The following is a 22,387-nucleotide window of genomic DNA, read 5'->3' as shown; positions in this document are numbered from 1 at the left end:
GGCGCTCCTCGTAAGCGTTGGTTTCACTAGTCTGCCGCTTGAGCCGATTTGGCTCAAGCAACCGTCGCGGCCACTGTGCCGGGGGCTGTAGTCCCGGTATGATGGCGGCTGATTCATTTTGCTTCGTGTCAGTTGGAAAGGCACCGTTCCGCTACGGTGCGAGGGGGTTGGCGAGTTGAGTGTAAAGGAAAAGGGCGTGCCTCGGCGCGCAGCGGAGGAGGACTCCCAGCAGCCGACCACGCGCCTGGCGCTTCATCTGCATGGCGTGGCCCGGGAAGGGGCAACCATCCTGTTGCTGGCAGCCTGCGTGTTCCTGCTGCTGGCGCTGTTCAGCTACCAGCCGACGGATCCAGGCTGGTCCCGCCGAGGACCGGAGACCGCCGTCGCCAACTGGATGGGCCCTTTCGGCGCCTGGCTGGCAGACGTGCTCTATTCCCTGTTCGGTGCCAGTGCGCTGTGGTGGCCCGGTATGCTGGGTTTCGCCGGCTGGTGGCTGATTCGTACTCGCAAGGTCAGGCTCGAATGGGATGCGACCGCCGTGGCGGTGCGTCTGGGTGGCCTGGTGCTGCTGCTGCTGGGAACGACCACCCTGGGTGCGCTGCACTTCTATAGTCCCGAGAGCTTGTTGCCCTATGCCTCGGGGGGCATTCTCGGCGAAGGATTGGTGGGGGCCCTGGTGCCGCTGGTCGATTCGGGCGGTACCGGCCTGCTGGCCGTGGTGGCGATGCTTTGCGGTTTTCCGCTCTTCAGCGGGGTCTCCTGGCTGACGGTAATGGATGAGCTCGGCCACCGCTCCCTGCGCCTTTGGCGCTGGGCGGCCACGCCTTTCTGCCTGTCCCGAGACCGGCATGAACCGCACTGGGACGAGGATGACAGCCTGGCGGAGGAAGTGGCCGAGCAGGACGCACCATCCGATTCACCCCGCCGCCGCTGGCGCTTCTGGCGCCGCCGCGATCCGATGACGGCCGCGGAGCAGACAGGACAGCGCGAGCCGGGCCTGGCGCCCTCGTTCGGTGACGACGGCGATACCGACATTCCCTGGGACGTGCCCGAGCGTACACCTTCGGCCAAGCGCCCGGAGGCCGCCTACAGCGCAAGGCAGGGCGAGGCGACACCGGCAGCGCGACCGGCCGCAGCCTCGATGGCGCCTCCGGAACCGAGCCTCGGTGGTACACGCGCCGCCGAGGCGTCGCTGGCTACCACGGTGCTCAAGGCGAGCCGCGACGATGAGCCTGCCCCAACCGCTGCCATGCCGCTGCGCGCAACGGAGGGGGATGAAGTCGCTTCCTCTGGCGACAGTGCCGACCGCGTTCGACCAACGGAAGCCGATACGTCCGTGCCGACCCGGGAGGCCGGCAAGACCCGACTGGGCGAGCGTCAAGAGCCGGCCCGGCGCGAGCCGGAGTTGGGTGAACTGCAGCCGGAAGAACCGGCCGATGTGCACGAGCCGCGCCTGAGCTGGAACGACATCGGCCTAGAGGACGAGGCACGGGACGACGATACGGACGTCGAGTCCGCCTCGACGACGGAGTGGCATGCGGACGAGGAGGAAGCGCAGGACGAGGCGACGAGCCGCTACGCCGATCAGGCCGAAGGGCTGCGAGCTTGGCGTGATGCGGCACCTCAGCCACAGGGCGATGCACATGAAGGCCGCGTGGCGACGGCAGAACAGGCGCGCGAGGCTGCCGAAGAGCCGGACGGGCCGACGCTGTGGACGGTGGAGCACCTGCAGAGCCAGCGCCCCGTCCTCGACGACATGCCGGAGCCGGACGGTGAGTTGCCCAGCCTGCGCCTGCTGACGCCGGCCGAGCCGCATCAGCAGAACTACACTGAGCAACAGCTGGCCGACATGGCCGAGCTGCTCGAGACCCGCCTGCGCGAATACGGGGTCAGGGCCGAGGTGGTGCACACCTGGCCGGGGCCGGTGATCACGCGCTTCGAGATCAAGCCCGCGGCCGGCGTGAAGGTGTCGAAGATCAGCAATCTGGCCAAGGATCTGGCGCGCTCGCTGATGGTCAAGAGCGTGCGCGTGGTGGAGGTGATTCCCGGCCGGCCGACGGTGGGCATCGAGATCCCCAATCCGCACCGGGCGATGATTCGCCTGCGCGAGGTGATCGACTCCGACCGCTACCAGCAGGAGGCCTCGGCGCTGACTCTGGCACTGGGACAGGACATCGGCGGCGGCCCGGTAGTGGCCAACCTGGGCAAGATGCCCCACCTGCTGGTGGCCGGTACCACCGGCTCGGGCAAGTCGGTGGGGGTCAACGCCATGCTGATCTCGATGCTGCTCAAGGCCACTCCCGAAGAGCTGCGACTGATCATGGTCGACCCCAAGATGCTGGAACTCTCGGTCTACGACGGCATTCCACACCTGCTGGCGCCGGTGGTCACCGACATGAAGGAGGCCGCCAACGCGCTGCGCTGGTGCGTGGCCGAGATGGAGCGGCGCTACAAGCTGATGGCTGCCATGGGCGTGCGCAACATCGCCGGCTTCAACGGCAAGCTCGACGAGGCGGAGCGCGCCGGTGCCCAGGTGGCCGACCCGCTGTGGGAGCCTCAGCCGTGGGAGATGCACGAGTCGCCGCCGGTGCTCGAGAAGCTGCCCTATATCGTGGTGGTGATCGACGAGTTCGCCGACATGTTCATGATCGTCGGCAAGAAGGTCGAGGAACTGATCGCGCGTCTGGCGCAAAAGGCGCGAGCGGCCGGCATCCACCTGATTCTTGCCACCCAGCGGCCCTCGGTGGACGTGGTGACCGGCCTGATCAAGGCCAACATCCCCACCCGCATGGCCTTCCAGGTGTCGTCCAAGGTCGATTCGCGCACCATCCTCGATCAGGGTGGCGCCGAGAACCTGCTGGGCCATGGTGACATGCTCTACCTGCCGGCCGGCTCCGGATTGCCGACTCGCGTGCATGGCGCCTTCGTCGATGACGACGAGGTGCACCGGGTCGTCGAGGACTGGAAGCGCCGCGGTGAACCGGAATACATCGACGAGATCCTCGCCGGAGGTGTGTCGGCCGAGGCCTTGACCGGGCTCGAGGCCGATGGCAGCGAGGGCAGTGGCGATGCCGAGCAGGATGCGCTCTACGACGAGGCGGTCCAGTTCGTGACCGAGAGTCGCCGGGCCTCCATTTCGGCGGTACAGCGCCGCTTCAAGATCGGCTACAACCGTGCGGCGCGTCTGGTCGAGGCCATGGAGGCGGCCGGCGTGGTCTCCTCGATGGGCTCCAACGGCGGTCGCGAAGTGCTGGCGCCGCCGCCGGTGGGCAACTGACCCGCGTCGTCGACAGGCGACAACCATGCATCAATCATGAAAGCGCCGGCGGGCATGCAACCCGCCGGCGCGCCGCGGGTCCGAGAGACAGGATCCACTTGGACCGCCCAGGGAGAGACAATCGATGATGAAGAAGACCGTAGCTGCACTGGCCCTGACCGTTCTCATGCCGGCCGCCGCGATGGCCAGCGAAGGCGCCGAGCGCCTTACCCGCATGCTCGAGCCGCTGGAGACCGTCGAGGCGCGTTTCGAGCAGCTGATATTGGACGGCAGCGGCGAGCGCCTGCAGCAGGCCAACGGCCACATGTGGCTGTCGCGCCCCGGTAAGTTTCGCTGGGAAGTCGACGCACCCTACCAGCAGGAAGTGGTCTCGGATGGCAGCGAGGTCTATCTCTACGACCCCGACCTGGAGCAGGTTACCGTGCAGGCGCTCGACGAGCGGGTCACCCATACTCCGGCGTTGCTGCTTTCCGGCAGCGCCGGCGAGCTGACCGAGAGCTACGAGGTGTCGCGTCAGCAGCAGGGCGGTAGCGAGACTTTCCGCCTGGTGCCGAAGGCGGCCGATACGCTATTCGAGGAGCTGCACATGACCTTCAACGAGGAACGTCTCGCCGCACTGCAGATGATCGACAGCACCGGCCAGGAAACCGTCATCGAGTTCAGCGAGGTGCGTACCAACCAGGGCATCGACGACAGCCGGTTCGCGTTCGAGATTCCCGACGGAGCCGACGTGATCCGCGACAGCCACTGAAGCAGTACCGAGCCCATCGACAGCGCCGCCCAGCAGGCGGCGCTGGCGTTTCTACCCCTCTTCCCCGCTCTCGTCGGCACGGGCATCCAGTTCGGCGCGCCAGGCCATCAACTGGGCGTAGCGCTTCTCCTGACCGTGTTCGCTGGGTTGGTAGAAGGCCTCGCGCGGCAGGTCGTCAGGCCAGCAGTCGTGCGCGCTGCCCGCGGGGTAGCCCTCCGCCTCGTTATGAGCATAGCGATAGCCATGGCCATGGCCGAGAGACTCCATCAGCTTGGTGGGAGCGTTGCGCAGGTAGGTAGGCACCTCCAGGCGTGGCTGGGCGGCAACGTACGCCTTGGCACGCTTCCACGCCTGGTCGATGGCATTGCTCTTGGGCGCGATGGCGAGATGGATGGCGGCGTGGGCGATGGCGCGCTGGCCTTCGTAGTCGCCCAGGCGCAGGTAGGCGTCCCAGGCTGCCATGACCAGCGGCAGGGCACGCGGGTCGGCGTTGCCCACATCCTCGGAAGCGATCGCCGCCAGTCGGCGGATGACGTCGAGCGGATCGCCGCCGCCCTGGATGAAACGGGCGATGTAGAGCAGCGCTGCGTCCTGGCGCGACGAGCGTACCGACTTGTGGATCGCCGAGAGCAGGTCATAGAAATGGTCGCCCTGCTTGTCGAAGGCGCTGGTCTGATGGCCGAGTGCGGTATCCAACGCCTCGCGCGGCAGCCGTTCACCGTCTCCTTCGTAAACGCAGAAGTCGCAGGCGGTTTCCAGCATGCCCAGGGCGCGCCGGGCGTCGCCGGCGGCGGCGCGGGCCAGGATGCCCAGCACCTCGTCGTCGACCGCGATGCGTCGCCTGCCCAGCCCGCGCTCCTCGTCACGCAGGGCGCGTCGCATCACCTCGATGAGTTCGCTCTCGTCGAGTGAGGTGAGCACGTGCACCCGGGCGCGCGAGAGCAGCGCGGAATTGACTTCGAAGGAAGGATTTTCGGTCGTGGCGCCGATCAGCGTCAAAAGGCCCGATTCGACATGGGGCAGCAGGGCGTCCTGCTGGCTCTTGTTGAGCCGGTGGATTTCGTCGAGGAACAGCAGAGTGGGGCGGCCCTGGCCCTGCATGACACCGGCTCGCTCCACAGCGGCGCGGATCTCCTTGACCCCGGCCATTACGGCTGAAAGCCGCTCCAGGTGCGCTCCGGAATGTTCGGCGAGGATCTCGGCCAGCGTGGTCTTGCCGGTGCCGGGCGGTCCCCACAGGATCATCGAGCGTATGCTGCCGGTCTCGGCCATGCGCCGCAGCGGCCTGCCCGGCCCGACGAGGGCTTGCTGGCCAACGTAGTCGTCGAAGCGCCGCGGGCGCATGCGATAGGCCAGCGGGGCGGAATCGTCGGGCGCCTGGCCGAAAAGGTCCATGATGTTTTTCCTCCTGCTGCCGTGTGATGCCGGTCAGCCGGCTAGCACTATCTCTGTGGGTTGCAATACGACCTTGGGCGATGTGCGGGATCCAGCCAAAGGGTCTAGGGTTGAGACTGCATCCTGCCATTCCGTGCCGTGTCTTGATTGCGACGAGGCCGTAGCCCGGAAGCGACAAGACTGAACCTGCTTCCGTCCCAGGAATCCAAGATCTATATCCGCTCATCGCTGTTAGAGGAGGCCTCGACATGCCCATGCTGACCCAGTTGCGTCAGGATCATGCCAATATGGCGCGCATGTTGCACGTTCTTCAGCTCAAGCAGAAGGCCTTGGTGGCTGGTGAACGCCCCAATTTCCAACTGGTCCGCGAGGTTGTCGACTACATCCTCGACTACATGGAAGGGTTCACCATTCCCTTGGAGCGTATCTGTTCGGAGAGGTTGCGGGTGGTCGTGCCCGAGTGCAGCGAGCTCATTGATCGACTATCGAGCGATTACCAGGCACTCAAGCCGCGCCTGATGCGTCTATCCAACGACATCGACATGATCCTGATGGATGCCGTGATCCCGATGGACCGCTTCGCCGAGGACCTCAAGGCTTACCTGGATGCGCATCGCGCCTATCTACGCGATGAGCGTGAGCTTCTCTTCCCCCTGATCCGCGATCACTTCGGCGATCATGATCTGGAGCTGTTGGCCCAGGCGCTGCCCGAGGATGCGGCGGCCAAGCTGGAGCGGCTTCAGGAAGCCTACCCGGAACTCTATGCCGAGCTGTGCGAAGCCGAGGAGCCGGCTGCCTGACGACGGTCGACACGCGGCGAATCGGTCAACGGAGGCTTCTGCTCGCTCGGCATGCTGCTAGAATAGGTCCACTCTGTTAATCGACCCATTCTGGTAGCAGCCGAGCGACATCCATGAGTTCCGTTTCGCCATGTCCGGCCCGATACTGATCTTCGACTCCGGCGTCGGCGGTCTGTCGGTCGTCCCCCCGCTGAGGCATCGCCTGCCCAATGCCGCGTTGGTGTATGCCTGCGACAATGCCATGCTGCCTTACGGCACGCGCCCCGATGACTGGCTGGTGACGCGCATTCTTGCGGTCTGCGAGGCCGCAGTCGCGGCCAGCGGCTGTTGTGCGCTGGTGGTGGCTTGCAACACTGCCAGTACCCTGGCGCTGGATGCCCTGCGCGCGCACCTGACGGTGCCGGTCGTGGGTACGGTGCCGGCGATCAAGCCTGCCGCGGCCATGAGCGTCAGCCGGCACATCGGCCTGCTGGCGACCAGCGCCACCGTGGCGCGTCCTTATACCGACCGACTGATCGAGACCTTCGCTGCCGACTGTCGGGTCACTCGCGTGGCCGCCGATCCCCTGGTGCACGAGACCGAGCGTCTGCTGGCCGGCGACGAGCCGGACCCAAGCATCATCGAGGCTGTTACGGCGCCGCTGTGGCAGGAGTCCGATCTCGATACCGTCGTGCTGGGTTGTACGCACTTCCCGCTGCTTGGCGAACGGCTTGCCGCTGCGTTTCCGCGGCCGGTTCGTCTGGTCGATTCCAGCGATGCCATTGCTCGCCGCACGGTACAGGTAGCGCGCGATCCGGCAACCAGGGCGGGGCGTGACCGGAGCCTGGCCACGTCGCCCGATGCCGGCCTGTCCCGAGCGCTGGCCGGCTTCGGTTTCGACGAACCGCAGCTGTTGATCGTCGGCTGATTCCTCTTCCCTACGCCCTGCACACGACTGGAGATGCCGTGTCCATTCCCGTTGTCGACCCTGCCCGCTACGACCAGCAGCTCGCGGCCAAGCGCGAGCGCATCGTTCAGCAGTTCGAACGCTTCGACCCGCCCGAGCTGGAGGTCTTTCCCTCGCCGCCGAGCCACTATCGGCAGCGCTGCGAGTTTCGCCTGTGGCATGAAGGCGATGATCTTTTCTATGCGATGTTCGAAGTCCAGCCTGACGATCCCAAGCAGAAGCGGGTGATCCGCCTCGACGATTACCCCGTCGCCAGTCGGCGCATCAACGAGCTGATGCCACGCCTGCGCGAGGCGCTGCTGGAGAGCGACGTGCTGCGCCGACGCCTGTTCCAGGTCGAGTTCCTCACCACCCTCTCCGGAGAGGCCCTGGTGACCCTGGTCTATCACCGGCCCTTGGATTCGACCTGGGAAGAGGAGGCGCGGCGTCTCCAGCGGCGGCTCGACATCAAGATCATCGGACGCTCACGCAAGCAGCGGCTGGTGCTCGAGCGCGATCACGTCTGGGAGCGCCTTGAGGTGGAAGGGCGTACCTTCCATTACCAGCAGGTGGAAAACAGCTTCACCCAGCCCAATGCCGAGATCTGTCGCGCCATGCTGGCCTGGGCGCGAGACGTGACCCGCGGCAGCCAGGCGAGCGACCTGGTTGAGCTCTACTGCGGCAATGGCAATTTCACCGTGGCGCTGGCCGAGAACTTCCGCCGTGTGCTGGCCACCGAGATCTCGCGCACCTCGGTGGCGAGTGCTCAGCAGAATCTGGGCGCCAATGGCATCGACAACGTGATGGTGGGGCGCATGTCGGCAGAAGAGTTCAGTGCGGCGCTCAAGGGAGAAAAGGGCGGGCGGCGAGTCAGCGAGATGGCGCTGGAAGGCTACGACTTCTCCACCGTGCTGGTGGATCCGCCCCGCGCAGGCCTCGATGAGGCGAGCTGCCGCCAACTGAGCGAATATTCGCGAATCGTCTATATTTCATGCAACCCCGAGACATTGGAGCGCAACCTGGAAGCGCTGAGCCGCACTCATCGAATGTCCCGTTTCGCGCTGTTCGATCAGTTCCCCTGGACTCATCACTGTGAATGCGGGGTGTTGCTGGAGAAAATTTCCGCCTGAAGGCCGACTCGTTCGGATAGAAAGCAACAGGCGTTGTCAAGTAGCGAAACGTACCGTCTCGATGCACAAGCGACATGCTCCATGAGAAGGCTGGCAAGTCGATAGGGTGTGGCGCAGGGCTGCAGTAAGCTTCCCGTCACGTGGCCGCGAGTCACGCCGATTCTTTCCCAGGGCCGCGACACGGCCCCAGGCAGCCGAGGTGAGGGATGCAATACGAGACGATCGAAGTTGGCCGGCAGGAAATTCTCAAGCAGCTGCGCGAACGCCTGGATAGCCGACTCGAGAAGGGGCGGGCCGAAGAGGTGGAGGCGTTCGCCCGCCACTTCTATGCCACGGTGCCGCTGGAGGATCTGGCTGACCGCCGCCTGGACGACCTTTATGGCGCCACCTTGTCGGTCTGGCACTTCATACAGCATTTCGATCACGCCTCGCCCAAGGTACGCGTCTTCAATCCCGACTTCGAGGAGCACGGCTGGCAATCCTCGCACACCTTCGTTGCAGTGCTGCACGAGGACATGCCGTTTCTGGTCGACTCGGTGCGTATCGAGCTGAACCGGCGCGGCCTGACCGTGCATGCCATTCACAACGCGGTGCTGGCGGTGGAGCGCAATCGCGGGCACGATCTGCTGCAGGTCGGCTCACCGCGTGACGCCAACGCCCCTGCCAAACGTGAGTCGTTGATCGCCATCGAGATCGACCGGCACTCCAATCCCGAGGTACTGGCCGACATCGAGCAGTCGCTGCAAGAGGTATTGCGCGACGTGCGCATCGCCGTGGGTGACTACGAGGCGATGAGCGAGCGCGCCAGTCAGGCCGTCGCCGAACTCAAGGCCGGTCGTCCCGAGCAGATCGAGCCGATTGACCATGAAGAGGCGATCGCCTTCCTCGAGTGGCTGGTGCGCGACAACTTCACCTTCCTGGGCTATGACGCCTATACCATCGAGTCCGATGCCGACGGCGACAGGCTGGTCAAGGCCGAGGGCAGTGAACTCGGCGTGTTCCGCCTCGACCTGCCGCGCTACCAGGAGCGCATTCGTACCGAGCTCGGCATCGAGGGCAACCGCTTCGTGCTGGTGCCCCAACTGCTCTCCTTCGCCAAGAGTTCGCACCATGCCCGGGTCCATCGCCCCACCTACCCGGACTACATCTCGGTCGACCGCTATGACGAGCAAGGGCGGGTCATCGGCGAGCACCGCTTCCTCGGCCTGTTTACCTCCAGCCTCTACAACGAGTCGCCGCGCAACATCCCGCTGCTGCGACACAAGCTAAAGGCGGTGATGGAGATCGCCGGCTTCAACCCCAAGGGGCACAACGGCAAGCAGCTGCTGCAGATCCTCGAGGTCTATCCGCGCGATGACCTGTTCCAGATCGATACCCAGGAGCTGGCGCGCACGGCGCTGGGAATTCTCGACATCCGCGAGCGTCGGCGGGTGAGGCTGTTCATTCGCACTGACCGCTCCGGGCGCTTCCACTCGTGCCTGGTGTTCGTGCCGCGCGATGTCTTCTCCACCGACTTGCGCGTGCGGATCCAGAACCTGCTGTGCGAGGAACTCGACGCGACCTTCGGTGACTTCAATACCTACCTCTCCGAGTCGATCCTCGCCCGTATCCAGTTCATTCTGCGCTTCCGCGGCGATACGCCCCGCGAGGTCAACCTCAAGCGCCTGGAAGCCAAGGTCGCCCAACTGGCCCGCAGCTGGCGCGACGAGCTGCACGAAGCGCTGGTGGAGGGGTTCGGCGAGGAGCAGGCAAACCGCCTGATGGACCGTTTCCGCGATGCCTTCCCGGCCAGTTATCGCGACGACTTCGGTTCGCGCACCGCGGTATTCGATCTGCAGCACCTGGCCGACCTCGATGCCGGCGAGCCGCTGGCGCTCACCCTTTACCGCCTGGTGGAGGAGGAGGGCAGCGGTGTCAACCTCAAGCTGTTCCAGCGTGACCGCCCGATCCCGCTCTCCGACGTGTTGCCGGTGATGGAGAACCTGGGGCTGCGCGTGATCGGCGAACGTCCCTATGAATTCGTTACCCCCGAGATGCGCTACTGGCTGCACGACTTCGACCTCGAGCACCATACCGCCACCGAGGTCAGCCTGCAGAAGATGCGCGAGCCTTTCATCGAGGCGTTCAAGCGCATCTGGGCCGGTGAGGCGGAGAACGACGCCTTCAACCGGCTGGTGATTGCCGCCAACCTGGATTGGCGCGAAGTGGCCATGCTGCGCGGCTACGCCCGCTACCTGAAGCAGATCCGCTTCGGCATGTCGCAGGATTACATCGCCGCCACGCTGACCAGCTATCCGGAGATCACCCACGAACTGGTGACCCTGTTCAAGCTGCGTTTCGATCCCGAGCAGCGTCCTGGCGAAGGCGAGGTGCAGGCCTGTATCGAACGCATCAATCGACACCTCGACGGTGTCGCCAGCCTCAGCGACGACCAGCTGCTGCGCCGCTTCATGGAGCTGATCCGCGCCACGCTGCGTACCAATTACTATCAGCGCACCGCCGACGGCAAGTTCAAGGACTATATCGCCTACAAGCTCGACCCCAAGCGGGTCACCGGCATGCCCAAGCCGCGTCCGGCCTTCGAGATCTTCGTCTGCTCGCCGCGAGTCGAGGGGGTTCATTTGCGTGGCGGCAAGGTCGCCCGTGGGGGGCTGCGCTGGTCGGACCGCCAGGAAGACTTCCGCACCGAGGTGCTGGGGCTGGTTAAGGCGCAACAGGTCAAGAACGCGGTCATCGTGCCGGTGGGCGCCAAGGGTGGCTTCGTCTGCAAGCGCCTGCCCGAAGGTGGCGATCGCGATGCCATCCAGCAGGAGGGCATCGCCTGCTACAAGACCTTCATCCGGGCGCTGCTCGATGTGACCGACAACCTCGTCGGCGGCGAAGTGGTTCCACCCAGGGACGTGGTGCGTCATGACGACGACGATGCCTACCTGGTGGTGGCGGCCGACAAGGGCACAGCGACCTTCTCCGACATCGCCAACGAGATCTCCACCGAGTACGGTCACTGGCTGGGTGACGCCTTCGCCTCCGGCGGTGCCAACGGCTACGATCACAAGAAGATGGGTATCACCGCGCGCGGGGCCTGGGAGTCGGTGAAGCGCCACTTCCGCAACCTCGGCCTGAACACCCAGCAGGAAGAGTTCAGCGTCCTGGGCATTGGCGACATGGCTGGCGACGTGTTCGGCAACGGCATGCTGCTCTCCGACAAGATTCGCCTGTTGGGCGCCTTCAACCACCTGCACATCTTCGTCGACCCGCACCCCGACGCCGCCGCTACCTTCGTCGAGCGGCAGCGGCTGTTCCAGCTGCCGCGCTCCAGTTGGGAGGACTTCGATGCGTCGCTGATCTCCGAGGGCGGAGGAGTATTCAAGCGCAGTGCCAAGTCGATCCCAATCTCGCCGCAGATGAAGGAAGTGTTCGGTATCGAGGAGGAGCGCCTGTCGCCCAACGACCTGATCCGCGCCATGCTCAAGTCGCACTTCGACCTGCTGTGGAACGGCGGTATCGGTACCTACGTCAAGGGCAGTCAGGAAACCGATGCCATGGTCGGCGACAAGGCCAACGATGCGCTGCGCATCAACGGCAATGAACTCAACTGCCGGGTGGTCGGCGAAGGCGGCAACCTGGGCCTGACCCAGCGAGGTCGCATGGAGGCGGCCGCCAGGGGTGTGCTCGTCAATACCGATTTCATCGACAATGCCGGCGGGGTCAATTGCTCCGACCATGAGGTCAACATCAAGATCCTGATCGATGAAGTGGTCAAGCGCGGTGACATGACGGAGAAGCAGCGCAACCAACTGCTGGCCGACATGACCGAAGAGGTCGCCGAACTGGTCATTCTCGACAATTACCGCCAGACCCAAGCACTGGACCTGTCGCAAATCCTGTCACGCTATGGCATCGGCCCCTACCGGCGTTTCATCGGCGAGCTGGAGGCTGCCGGCCAGCTCGACCGCGAGCTCGAATTCCTGCCCTCCGACGACGAGATGCAGGAGCGGGTCAATGCCGACCAGGGCATGACCCACCCGGAACTCTCGGTGCTGATCTCCTATGCCAAGAGCGTACTCAAGGGTGATGTACTGGCCTCCGACGTGCCCGACGATCCCTATATCCAGCAGTACGTGGAACGGATCTTCCCTCGCGTGCTGGTCGAGCGCTTCCATGACGAAATGTACGCTCACCGCCTCAAGCGCGAGATCGTCACCACCCAGGTGGCCAACGATCTGGTCGATCACATGGGCATCGTCTTCGTGCGTCGCCTGATCGACTCCACCGGGGCCAGCGCCGCCGACATCGCGCGCGCCTACATCATCGCCCGCGACAGCTTCCAGCTCTCCGACCTGTGGGAGCGCATCGAAGCGCTAGACAACCGGGTGTCGAGTCAGGTGCAGTACGCCATGATGCTCGACCTGATGCGGCTTATCCGGCGTACCACTCGCTGGTTCCTGCGCCAGCGGCTGGGGCTTTCCACTCGCGATGCCATCGAGTATTTTGCGCCGCGGGTCGCCCAGCTGCAGGAGAGCATCGGCGAGCTGCTGCGCGGCGAGGAGCGCAGCCGCTGGGAACGGAAGCGTGGCGAACTCCTCGAGGCCGGCGTGCCCGAGGATCTGGCGGCTACGGTGGCGGCGTCGGGCAGCCTCTACGGCGCACTGGGCATCATTCAGGCGGCGCGTCAGACCGACGAGAAGCCGCAACGTGTTGCCGAGGTCTTCTTCGAGATCGGTGACCGCCTCGAGCTGCCCTGGATGATCCAGCAGGTCAGCAACCTCGACGTCCGCGACAGCTGGCAGGCCCAGGCCCGCGAGACATTCCGCGACGACATCGATCGCCAGCAACTGGCGCTTACCACCAGCGTGCTCAAGACCGAGGACGGCCGCGAGCCCGACGAGCGCGTCGACAACTGGCTGGCCATGCATGCTTCGCTGCATGATCGCTGGTGCCGTCTGATCGCCGAAGTCCGCAGCGGCAGCCAGGCGAGCTTCCCGCTGTTCGCCGTGGCCGTGCGCGAACTGGTGGACCTGGCCGAAAGCAACGGCGAAGGCTGAATGGGCCGAAATCACCTCAACCGGTGATGCCCGACGCACCCCGCCGATAGGGCGGGGTGCGTCGTCTTGGGCTTGCGGCACTGCTATAATCCGCCCGCTTCGCCCATTGCCAGCCTCAGGAGCCCCCATGTACGCGCTTGCCCGATCGATTCTGTTTCGCCTCGATGCCGAAACCGCCCACGGCCATGCGCTCTCGGCTCTGGACCTGGCCCATCGCTTCAAGCTCGCGGGGCTGCTGGGTGAGGCGCGTGTCGACGATCCGGTGGAACTGATGGGGCTGCGCTTCCCCAATCGGGTGGGACTGGCGGCGGGGTTGGACAAGAATGCCGATCATCTCGATGCGCTGGGGGCACTCGGCTTCGGTTTCGTCGAAGTCGGTACCGTCACACCCAAGGCGCAGGAGGGCAATCCCAGGCCGCGTCTGTTTCGCCTGCCGGAGCGAGGCGCGATCATCAACCGCATGGGTTTCAACAATGCCGGAGTGGATCATCTCGTCGAGCGAGTGAAGGCGTCGCGCTTCGACGGGGTGGTTGGCATCAACATCGGCAAGAACCTCACCACACCGGTGGAGCGGGCCGTGGACGATTACCTGACCTGCCTGGAGAAGGTCCACGCGCATGCCGACTATGTGACCGTGAACATCTCCTCGCCCAACACGCCGGGCTTGCGCAACCTGCAGTTCGGCGAGCACCTCGATACCTTGCTGGGCACCCTGCGCGAAGCGGGCAGCCGTCTGGATCAGGCCGCTGGCCGGCGGGTGCCGCTGGCGGTCAAGATCGCCCCGGACATGAGCACGGAGGAGGTGGGGCTGGTCGCGGAGAGCATCGCCGCGAGCGGCATCGATGCGGTGATTGCGACCAACACCACGGTGTCGCGGGAAGCGGTGACCGGGCTTGCCCATGCCGACGAACAAGGGGGACTTTCGGGGCGGCCGGTGTTCGAACCCTCCAACCGTGTGATCCGCGAGCTGCGCCGCCACCTGCCCGAGCTGCCGATCGTCGGCGTGGGCGGCATCGACAGCGGCGAGGCGGCAGTGGCGAAGCTCGAGGCCGGCGCCGATCTGGTCCAGCTCTATTCGGGCTTCATCTATCGTGGGCCGGCCCTGGTCGCGGAATGCGCACGGGCGCTCAAGGCAGCCGGGGCGCATGGAGAGGGGGAAATTCGGTAGGGCGACATGCGAAAGCCGCAGACTCGGTATACAAGAAAGCCCGCGCACGGCGCGGGCTTAGCTTCTTCCTCGTCACTCTGGCGGTGACAAGGGGATGATCGGTTGGTTGGGAAGGTCGTTACATTACCATCGGGTTCTTGTGAATCCCGGAGACGCCGGTCATGCCGGCCCACTGGTCTCCTCGGCCTTCACGCCAACCACTCATCCAATATTCGCGTATATTGACATCCTGACTGGGACAGTCGTCGCGGGAGCGCCCGGAGATGCCGGCCTTGTAGCCATGGAGATAGGCGCGTTGGAAGCGATCACGTTTCTGTCTTTTCATCGGATGACCTCTTGTCAAGGTACCAATTTGGGACGTGCGACATGCACGCCCCGGCGTCCTACCGTTCGCTTAGCCGTAAGCCAGTCCTTTAACGACGGCAGAGCGAGGCCATGCGAGCCCAAACCAGACTCGCCAAGTGAACGCATGCGTCTTTCCAGTAGCTACCATGACTACTCTTAGCCCATCATGGGGGGCATTGTCGACCTATGTTTCGTCATAAGATCGAGATAATTTTGTAACGAAAGGAATATGCCCGGCCGAGGGGGGCGGGAATGCTTCATGAGTGAGTCATCGCAACGTCAAATATGGTCCTTCCTGGCCACCTGTCCCAAGGGGCTGGAGGAGCTGCTCGCCGATGAGCTGCGCACGCTGGGAGCCGAGCCGAACAAGACCACGGTGGCCGGGGTCCATTTTCGTGCCGATCTCGAGGGTGCCTATCGTGCCTGCCTGTGGTCGCGACTGGCCAACCGCATCGTACTCAGCCTGCTGCGGGAGGAGGGTATCGAACGGCCCGAGGCGATGCATCGCGCGGTAGCCGGCGTCGACTGGTCCCGGCACCTGCGCTCCGGTGCCACCCTGGCAGTGGATTTTCACGGTCGCAGCGAGCACATTCGCCACACCCGCTTCGGCGCCCAGACCGTCAAGGACGGCGTGGTGGATGCGCTGCAGGCACAGGGAAAGCCGCGCCCTGGCGTCGACCTGCAGCGCCCCGATCTGCGTCTCTATGCTCATTTGCATCGGGGGCGGCTGACGCTGGGCGTGGATCTCTCCGGCGACAGCCTGCATCGGCGTGGCTATCGCCGCGACGTGGGGCACGCCCCGCTCAAGGAGAACCTGGCCGCGGCACTGCTGATCCGTGCCGGCTGGCCGCAGCGCCTGCGCGATGGCGAGGTGCTCGTCGATCCCCTGTGTGGCGCGGGAACGCTGCTGATCGAGGCGGCGCTGATGGCCGCCGACATGGCCCCCAACCTCGGCCGGGTACGCTTCGGCTTCCATGGCTGGGCGCAGCACGACGAGGCGCTGTGGGCGGAACTCAGGCGCGAGGCCGAGGCGCGTGCCAGTATCGGGCGCAAGCGCTGCCGCAACCGGTTCTACGGTTTCGACGAGAGTCCGCCGGCATTGGCGGCGGCAAAAGCCAACGCCATGCGGGCCGGAATCCCCGCGCTGATCGCATTCTCGGGCGCCTCGCTCGGCCAGTTGCAGCGTCCTGCGGAGATGGACGTGGACGTGCGTGGTCTGGTCATCACCAACCCGCCCTACGGTGAGCGCCTGGGCGAGCTGCCCGAGCTGGTCACGCTGTATCGCGAGCTGGGGCAGGGCGTTCAGCGCGCCTTCCCCGGCTGGCGTCTGGCCGTATTCACCGCCAACCCGGACCTGGGTCACCGGATCGGGCTGCGTGCCGACAAGCAGTACTCGCTGAAGAACGGCCCGCTCGAGGCCAAGCTGCTGTTGATGGACATTCCCGCCGAGGGGGCCGAGGAGGCGGCAGCACCCGCCGGCGCGGCAGCGCGCAGCCAGGGTGGCCAGATGTTCGCCAACCGGCTGGAAAAGAACCGCAAGCGGCTGAGGAAGTGGCTCAAGCAGAGCGGCGAGACCTGCTATCGACTCTACGATGCCGATATGCCCGAATATGCCCTGGCGGTGGACGTCTACCATGGCCGTGTTCACGTGCAGGAGTACGCGCCGCCACGTTCGGTGAACGCCGCCCAGGCGCAGAGACGCCTTTTCGACGCGCTGCAGGTGATCCCCGAGGTGCTCGACGTTGATCCCGGCCAGGTCGTGATCAAGCGCCGGGAGCGGCAGAGCGGCAAGGCGCAGTACCGCAAGCACGCCGCCAGCGGTGAGCGTTTCCAGGTTTGCGAAGGGCGCGCTCGGCTGTGGGTCAACCTGCGCGACTACATCGACACCGGCCTGTTCCTCGACCACCGTCCGGTACGCCGCATGCTGGGCGAGATGGCCGCGGGGAAGCGCTTTCTCAACCTGTTCTGCTATACCGCTGCGGCCACCGTGCAGGCTGCGCTCGGTACCGAGGAGTCAGGCGGTGCCGCCGACAGCGTCAGCGTCGATCTTTCCAATACCTACCTGGAATGGGCGCGCGACAACTTTGCCCTCAATGGCCTCGATCCCGCGCATCACCGCGTGGTGCGCGACGACTGCCTACGCTGGCTCGAGACCGCCCGGGCCGAGTTCGATCTGATCTTCCTCGACCCGCCGACGTTCTCCAACTCCAAGAAGATGGAAGGCACCCTGGACGTTCAGCGCGACCACGTGCGGCTGATCGAGCTGGCCATGGCGCGGCTGGCGTCGGGCGGCACGCTGGTGTTCTCCAATAACCAGCGTCGCTTCCAGCTCGACGACAGACTGCCCGAACGCTTCGCGGTGGAGGACATCTCGGCCCGCACCTTCGACCCCGACTTCACGCGGCGTCCAGACATTCATCATGTCTTCCTGATTCGTCACCGGGAGGGGGCATGAACCAGCTTACGCTTTATACCACCTTGGGCTGCCACCTATGCGAGCAGCTCGAGGCCTTGCTGGAGAACCTGCATCGAGGTGAATATCGCCTGGTGAGGGTCGAGATCAGCGAGGACGAGGCGCTGATGGCGCGCTATGGTGTGCGTATCCCGGTGCTGGTGGATGCCGCAGGCGATGAACTCGACAGAGGCTTCGAGCCGTCACGGCTGGCAGCCTGGCTGGCCGAACGTCGCAGGCTCGACGGTTCCGCCTGGCGGCGGCTGCAGGCGAGCGAACTCGGGCCTGAGGCGAGGGTACAAGAAGAACAGGTGCCGACGAAGCAGCGCCCCAGGGGGCGACGCTACCTCGGCTGAGCCGAAGACGTTGACCCAACGTATACCAAGGTGTGCCGTCACAGTGGTGAAGTGTTGCCGCTTTGACAACACTCATGGGGCATGGATTCGATCGCACAGGGGGTGGAGATGAGTGTGCCGCAACGAAGGCGGTGGCTTTATGCCGCCCTGGGCTGTGCGTTGCTGCCGGCGCTTGCGGGCACGGTGCCGGCCGAGACGGGTGGGATAGCGCTGACCGAGGAAGAGCGTCGTTATCTGGAACGCAATGAGCCGATCGTCTTCGTCAGCCAGAGTCGCTATCCTCCGTTCGAATTCCTCGATGCCAGCGGCGAGCGGCACGGCATCATGGTCGAGCTGGCCCAATGGATTGCCACTGAGGCGGGCTTCCATGCACAGCTGACCGACACCGCTTTCCAGCAGGCCCAGGAGCGAGTGCTGAGTGGCGAAGCCGATGTTCTGAGCAGCTTCTTCTATAGCGAGGCTCGCGACCAGCGGTTCGATTTCACCCAGACGGTATTCGAGGTGCCTGCGGCCATCTTCGTCGCGGTCGAGCGCCCGGACATTGCCCGAATCGAGGATCTCGACGGCAAGCGTGTCGCCACCCAGCGCGGCGATTATGCCGAAGGGTATCTGGCGTCGCTGGACATCGATGTCGAGCTGGTTCAGACCAACGACTTTGCCGGTGCCGCGCGGGCGGTGATGGAGGGCGAGGCCGACGCCATGGTGGGTGACGAGCAGATCGTTCTCTATTACCTCTACAGTAGCGGCCAGAACGCTGAGATGAAGCGGGTCGGAGAGCCGCTGTACGTGGGGCGCAATGCCATGGCGGTGAGCGAAGGCAACGCGCTGCTGCGGTCGATTCTCGACAAGGGCATCGAGCATGCCCGTACCAGTGGAACGCTCGACCGCTTGAGCGAGAAGTGGGTTGGCGCCGAGCTGCCCGACTCCCGCGTTGATTGGCGTGCCTTTTTGCCCTACGGGGCGGGGCTGGCGCTGGTAGTCGCCCTGATCGTGGCCTGGAACGTCAGGCTGCGTCAGGTGGTCCGGCGCAAGACCGCGGAGCTCAGGCTCGTTGCCAGTGTGTTCAGCCATGCGCGGGAAGGCATCATCATTACCGATGCCAAGGGCGACATTCTCGAGGTCAACGAAGCCTTTACGCGCATTACCGGTTATTCTCGCGACGAAGTTCTCGGCAAGAACCCGCGTCTCCTGCAGTCGGGCCTGCAGGAGGAGGGGTTCTATCAGGCACTGTGGAATGAGTTGCTGGAGCAAGGGGCCTGGGAGGGCGAACTGTGGAACCGGCGCAAGAGCGGCGAGACCTACCCGGAGCTGCTCACCATTTCGAAAGTCTGCGACCGCCACGGCCAGGTGTCGCATTTCGTCGCGGTATTCACTGACATCAGTCGGCAGAAGGAGTACGAGCATCAGCTACAGAGCATGGCTTTCTTCGATGGCCTGACCGAACTGCCGAACCGCATCCTGCTGGCCGACAGGCTACGCCAGGCGATGCTCGCGGCCCGGCGCAGCGGCTTCAAAGTATCATTGGCTTACCTCGACCTGGATGGCTTCAAGGAGATCAACGATCGCCTGGGCCACGAGGTTGGCGACCGGGTGCTGATCACGATCGCCGAGCGTCTGACTGCGGCCCTTCGTGAAGCCGATACGGTGGCCCGCCTGGGGGGCGATGAGTTCATCATCGTCTTGCCGGAGCAGAACGACGTGGCGAAAGTGACCAGCCTCATTGCACGATTGCTGCGCCGCATTGCCGAACCAATCGACATCGAGGGCACCTCGCTCCATGTCTCGGGCAGCATCGGGGTGGTTCACTACTCCCCCGATGACGAGATCGAGCCCGAGCAGCTCATCCGTCAGGCGGACCAGGCCATGTATCAGGCCAAGCAGGCGGGGAAGAACCGCTTCCACATCTTCGACGCCGAGCACGATCGTGCTGTGCGTGGGCACCATGAGAGCCTCGAGCGCATCCGCGAGGCCCTGATCAACGACGAGTTCGTGCTGTACTACCAGCCCAAGGTCAACATGTCGACCGGTGAGGTCATCGGCGTCGAGGCGCTGATTCGTTGGCAGCACCCCGACCGTGGCCTCCTGGCTCCCGCTGCTTTCCTGCCCGCCGTCCAGCAGCATCCGCTGGCCGTCGAACTGGGGGAATGGGTGCTGGCCCAGGCGCTGGATCAGTTCGAGATCTGGGCCAGCGCCGGCGTGCGCTTGCCGGTCAGCGTCAATATCGATGCCATTCATCTCCAGCAGGCCGACTTCCTCGAGCGCCTGCGTGCCGAAGTCGAACGTCACCCAAGCGTAGCGCCGGGCGATCTCGAGCTGGAGGTGCTCGAGACGAATGCGCTGGAAGACGTCGCCCATGTGACGAGCGTGATGAAGGCGTGCCGTGACTTTGGCGTCGAGTTCGCGCTAGATGACTTCGGCACTGGTTACTCCTCGCTGACGTATCTGCGACATTTTCCCGCCAGCACCCTCAAGATCGACCGCAGTTTCGTACGCGACATGCTCGATGATCCCGAAGACCTGACGATTCTCGAGGGCGTGCTTGGACTCGCCGTCGCCTTTCGCCGGAACATCATTGCCGAGGGCGTGGAGACCCTGCTGCACGGACGCATGCTGCTGGCGATGGGCTATCAGCTGGGGCAGGGTTATGCCATCGCCCGCCCCATGCCGGCGCAGGCGATACCGGGCTGGCTCGAGTCGTGGCGCCCCGATCCTGCCTGGCGTCATCGCCAGCGCGCCCGGCCGGAAGAGCTGCGAGCGATCTATGCCATGGCCGATCATCGTGCCTGCGCGGCCGGCCTGCTGCGCTACCTCAAGGGGGAGCGTGACGAGCCGCCGACACCAAGCTCACGCAGAAGCCGGCTCGAACAGTGGCTGGGCGCCCTCGATGACTCGCCACTGGAAGGAAGGGAGCACAAGGCGCGCATCGCCGCGCTTTGTGCGCTCTACGACCGGCTGGCCGAGGAGGCGCTTGCGTTGAAGGAGCATGAGGACGACGAGGAGGCAAAGCAGCACGCACGGCAAATGGAAGGAGTGAGCGAGGAGCTGCTGGGGCTACTGCAGTATTGGATCGACGCCAGCGAGACCGTGCGCGACGACCTCTAGCCTCCGGCCCCAAGACGTGTCTACAGCGCGTCCAGCAGCGAGAGCTGGTGCACCGCGGCCTGTCCCTCGGCGCTCTCGGCGTCGACCTCGAGCACCTTGCGCAGCCCGCGGGACGACTGAATGGTGGCCTCGTCGCCGAGCCACATCAGGGCCTGGTCATGATCATCGGCCAGTCGGTGTTTCAGCCCGCCGAACTGAGTGCCGATCTGGCCCCAGGCGCGACTGAAGATCCAGTCGCCGAACATGTCCTGGTGAATGTGCACCAGCACGTAGTCGTGTTCACTTTCCCAGCGGACGATCACGAAGGCTCCACACGCATCGGGGCGCTGCCGGGAGGCAGCGCGAAGGGTTCGTGCGGTATTGTAAGCCTTCACGCCGATGGCACAAGTCACGTCGGACGCCTTTGTCACGATGATTCAAGGAGGGAGAGGGTGAGGATTCTCGTCGATGCCAACGTACCAGGTGCCGAGGTCTGCTTCGGGCGGCTGGGCGAGCTGGTGAGAATGCCGGGGCGCGAGATCGACGCGGCCGCCTTGCGCGATGTCGACGCGCTGGTGATCCGCTCGATCACACGCCTCGATGAGGCAACTCTCGACGCCGCCAAGGCGCAGGGAGCAAGGCTGCGCTTTGTCGGGACCTGCACCATCGGCACCGACCATGTCGACCAGTCCGCGCTGGCACGCCACGGCATCGCCTTCGCCAGTGCTCCGGGCTGCAATGCCGAGGCAGTGGTCGACTACGTGCTGGGCAGCCTGCTGACCCTGGCCGAGCGCCAGGGCTGGCGGCTCAACGAGCGTCGCGTGGGGATCGTCGGGGTGGGCAACGTGGGCGGGAGACTGCTGGCGCGGCTCACCGCCATGGGCATCGAGTGCCTGGCCTGCGATCCGCCCAGGGCGGAAGCGGAAGGGTGCGAAGGGTTCGAGGCACTGGAGACGCTTATCGACGTGTGCGATGTGCTCTGCCTGCACACCCCGCTGGTGCGCGAGGGCCCACATGCCACTCATCATCTGCTCGATGCACGACGCATCGCCGAGCTGTCTCCCGGCACGCTGCTGCTCAATGCCGGACGCGGCGACTGTATCGATGGCTTGGCGCTGCGTCAGCGCCTGGCGGGACCGGCCGACATCGATGCGGTGCTGGACGTGTGGGAAGGGGAGCCGGCTATCGACCCGGCGCTGCGCGATCTGGCCCAGATCGCGACGCCGCATATCGCCGGCCACAGCCTCGATGGCAAGCTGCGCGGGACCCATCAGATCCATGCAGCGCTGTGCCAGCATCTGGGCTTGCCGAGGCGAATCGGTCTCGATGACCTGCTGCCTCAGCCGCCGCTATCCCGGCTCAGGCTTCAGGGCGGGCTAGACGTCGATGAGGCGCTGAGGCTGTGCCTGAGGGCGGTGTACGACGTACGTCGCGACCATGACAGCCTATGGCGAGAGAGCCGTCGGCTCGGCATGGCTCGGGGCTTTGACGCCTGTCGTGCCCGCTACCCGCTGCGCCGCGAGCTCTCGACGCTCACGGTTGAGCTGGGGGCAGAGGTGGCCAGTCTGGCCCCATGGTTGCAAGCTGCGGGCCTGAAGGTTTGCTGAGGGCTACGACAGCGAACGCAACGAAAAGGGCCCGTCAAGCGACGGGCCCTACGGC

At 65.1% G+C, this 22,387-nt stretch carries 14 protein-coding genes; 11 read left to right on the top strand and 3 right to left on the bottom strand.

The features are described 5' to 3' along the window. Nucleotides 1-196: 196 nt before the first annotated feature. Complete coding sequence (locus KPL81_RS14365; protein ID WP_338035629.1) at nt 197-3,277, top strand: DNA translocase FtsK; 3,081 nt, start codon at nt 197-199, stop codon at nt 3,275-3,277. A 124-nt stretch (nt 3,278-3,401) separates the two neighbouring features. Next, nucleotides 3,402-4,028 (top strand): outer membrane lipoprotein periplasmic chaperone LolA, encoded by a 627-nt coding sequence (lolA, locus tag KPL81_RS14360; protein ID WP_422674134.1) that lies wholly within the window; start codon nt 3,402-3,404, stop codon nt 4,026-4,028. Between the two features lie 51 nt (nt 4,029-4,079). On the opposite strand, the gene KPL81_RS14355 is transcribed toward lolA, so the two are convergent. Continuing rightward, nucleotides 4,080-5,423 (bottom strand): replication-associated recombination protein A, encoded by a 1,344-nt coding sequence (locus tag KPL81_RS14355; RefSeq protein ID WP_219792772.1) that lies wholly within the window; start codon nt 5,421-5,423, stop codon nt 4,080-4,082. Between the two features lie 254 nt (nt 5,424-5,677). Between KPL81_RS14355 and KPL81_RS14350 the strand changes: the two genes are divergently transcribed. From KPL81_RS14350 to KPL81_RS14330, 5 genes are all read left to right on the top strand, one after another. After that, nucleotides 5,678-6,223, top strand: coding sequence for a hemerythrin domain-containing protein (locus KPL81_RS14350; protein WP_209478565.1), 546 nt, complete (start codon nt 5,678-5,680; stop codon nt 6,221-6,223). Between the two features lie 130 nt (nt 6,224-6,353). Beyond that, nucleotides 6,354-7,130, top strand: coding sequence for a glutamate racemase (gene murI / locus KPL81_RS14345; RefSeq protein ID WP_219792771.1), 777 nt, complete (start codon nt 6,354-6,356; stop codon nt 7,128-7,130). A 38-nt stretch (nt 7,131-7,168) separates the two neighbouring features. After that, on the top strand, nt 7,169-8,278 hold the full coding sequence (gene trmA, locus KPL81_RS14340) for a tRNA (uridine(54)-C5)-methyltransferase TrmA (RefSeq protein ID WP_219792770.1): 1,110 nt from the start codon (nt 7,169-7,171) through the stop codon (nt 8,276-8,278). Between the two features lie 206 nt (nt 8,279-8,484). Continuing rightward, on the top strand, nt 8,485-13,323 hold the full coding sequence (locus KPL81_RS14335; protein WP_219792769.1) for an NAD-glutamate dehydrogenase: 4,839 nt from the start codon (nt 8,485-8,487) through the stop codon (nt 13,321-13,323). Nucleotides 13,324-13,450: 127 nt separating this feature from the next. Further along, nucleotides 13,451-14,491 carry a quinone-dependent dihydroorotate dehydrogenase gene (locus tag KPL81_RS14330; RefSeq protein WP_219792768.1) on the top strand — a complete coding sequence of 347 codons (1,041 nt, stop codon included), beginning with the start codon at nt 13,451-13,453 and terminating at the stop codon, nt 14,489-14,491. A gap of 118 nt (nt 14,492-14,609) precedes the next feature. Here the strand turns inward: KPL81_RS14330 and rmf are convergent, their stop codons facing one another. Then, entirely contained in the window at nt 14,610-14,816 is a 207-nt protein-coding gene (gene rmf, locus KPL81_RS14325) for a ribosome modulation factor (RefSeq protein WP_111412507.1), read from the bottom strand. A 279-nt stretch (nt 14,817-15,095) separates the two neighbouring features. On the opposite strand from rmf, the gene rlmKL reads away from it, so the two are divergent. The 3 genes from rlmKL to KPL81_RS14310 all read left to right on the top strand — a co-directional run bounded on the left by rlmKL (nt 15,096) and on the right by KPL81_RS14310 (nt 20,746). Then, a complete protein-coding gene (gene rlmKL / locus KPL81_RS14320) occupies nt 15,096-17,291 on the top strand; it encodes a bifunctional 23S rRNA (guanine(2069)-N(7))-methyltransferase RlmK/23S rRNA (guanine(2445)-N(2))-methyltransferase RlmL (protein ID WP_219792767.1) in 2,196 nt (731 codons plus the stop codon). After that, a complete protein-coding gene (locus KPL81_RS14315) occupies nt 17,288-17,644 on the top strand; it encodes a glutaredoxin family protein (RefSeq protein ID WP_219792766.1) in 357 nt (118 codons plus the stop codon). Before rlmKL ends, KPL81_RS14315 begins: the two co-directional genes overlap by 4 nt. A 108-nt stretch (nt 17,645-17,752) precedes the next feature. Continuing rightward, complete coding sequence (locus KPL81_RS14310) at nt 17,753-20,746, top strand: EAL domain-containing protein (protein ID WP_219792765.1); 2,994 nt, start codon at nt 17,753-17,755, stop codon at nt 20,744-20,746. Nucleotides 20,747-20,766: 20 nt separating this feature from the next. Here the strand turns inward: KPL81_RS14310 and KPL81_RS14305 are convergent, their stop codons facing one another. Then, nucleotides 20,767-21,048 carry a hypothetical protein gene (locus KPL81_RS14305; protein ID WP_219792764.1) on the bottom strand — a complete coding sequence of 94 codons (282 nt, stop codon included), beginning with the start codon at nt 21,046-21,048 and terminating at the stop codon, nt 20,767-20,769. 129 nt (nt 21,049-21,177) lie between these two features. Between KPL81_RS14305 and pdxB the strand changes: the two genes are divergently transcribed. Further along, complete coding sequence (gene pdxB / locus KPL81_RS14300) at nt 21,178-22,332, top strand: 4-phosphoerythronate dehydrogenase PdxB (protein WP_219792763.1); 1,155 nt, start codon at nt 21,178-21,180, stop codon at nt 22,330-22,332. Nucleotides 22,333-22,387 lie beyond the last annotated feature (55 nt).

Origin of the sequence: Billgrantia antri, from assembly GCF_019430905.1 — a bacterium.
GTDB lineage: Bacteria > Pseudomonadota > Gammaproteobacteria > Pseudomonadales > Halomonadaceae > Halomonas > Halomonas antri.
Note: the sequence above shows the minus strand (reverse complement) of the source record. Positions and strands in the feature narration are given on the sequence as shown.

Bases quoted from the DNA above. Each gene is read 5' to 3' on its own strand.
- murI (WP_219792771.1), top strand. From the start codon at position 6,354: ATGTCCGGCCCGATACTGATCTTCGACTCCGGCGTCGGCGGTCTGTCG.
- KPL81_RS14330 (WP_219792768.1), top strand. From the start codon at position 13,451: ATGTACGCGCTTGCCCGATCGATTCTGTTTCGCCTCGATGCCGAAACC.
- rmf (WP_111412507.1), bottom strand. From the start codon at position 14,816: ATGAAAAGACAGAAACGTGATCGCTTCCAACGCGCCTATCTCCATGGC.
- KPL81_RS14350 (WP_209478565.1), top strand. From the start codon at position 5,678: ATGCTGACCCAGTTGCGTCAGGATCATGCCAATATGGCGCGCATGTTG.
- rlmKL (WP_219792767.1), top strand. From the start codon at position 15,096: ATGAGTGAGTCATCGCAACGTCAAATATGGTCCTTCCTGGCCACCTGT.
- KPL81_RS14355 (WP_219792772.1), bottom strand. From the start codon at position 5,423: ATGGACCTTTTCGGCCAGGCGCCCGACGATTCCGCCCCGCTGGCCTAT.
- lolA (WP_422674134.1), top strand. From the start codon at position 3,402: ATGATGAAGAAGACCGTAGCTGCACTGGCCCTGACCGTTCTCATGCCG.
- KPL81_RS14335 (WP_219792769.1), top strand. From the start codon at position 8,485: ATGCAATACGAGACGATCGAAGTTGGCCGGCAGGAAATTCTCAAGCAG.
- KPL81_RS14315 (WP_219792766.1), top strand. From the start codon at position 17,288: ATGAACCAGCTTACGCTTTATACCACCTTGGGCTGCCACCTATGCGAG.
- KPL81_RS14310 (WP_219792765.1), top strand. From the start codon at position 17,753: ATGAGTGTGCCGCAACGAAGGCGGTGGCTTTATGCCGCCCTGGGCTGT.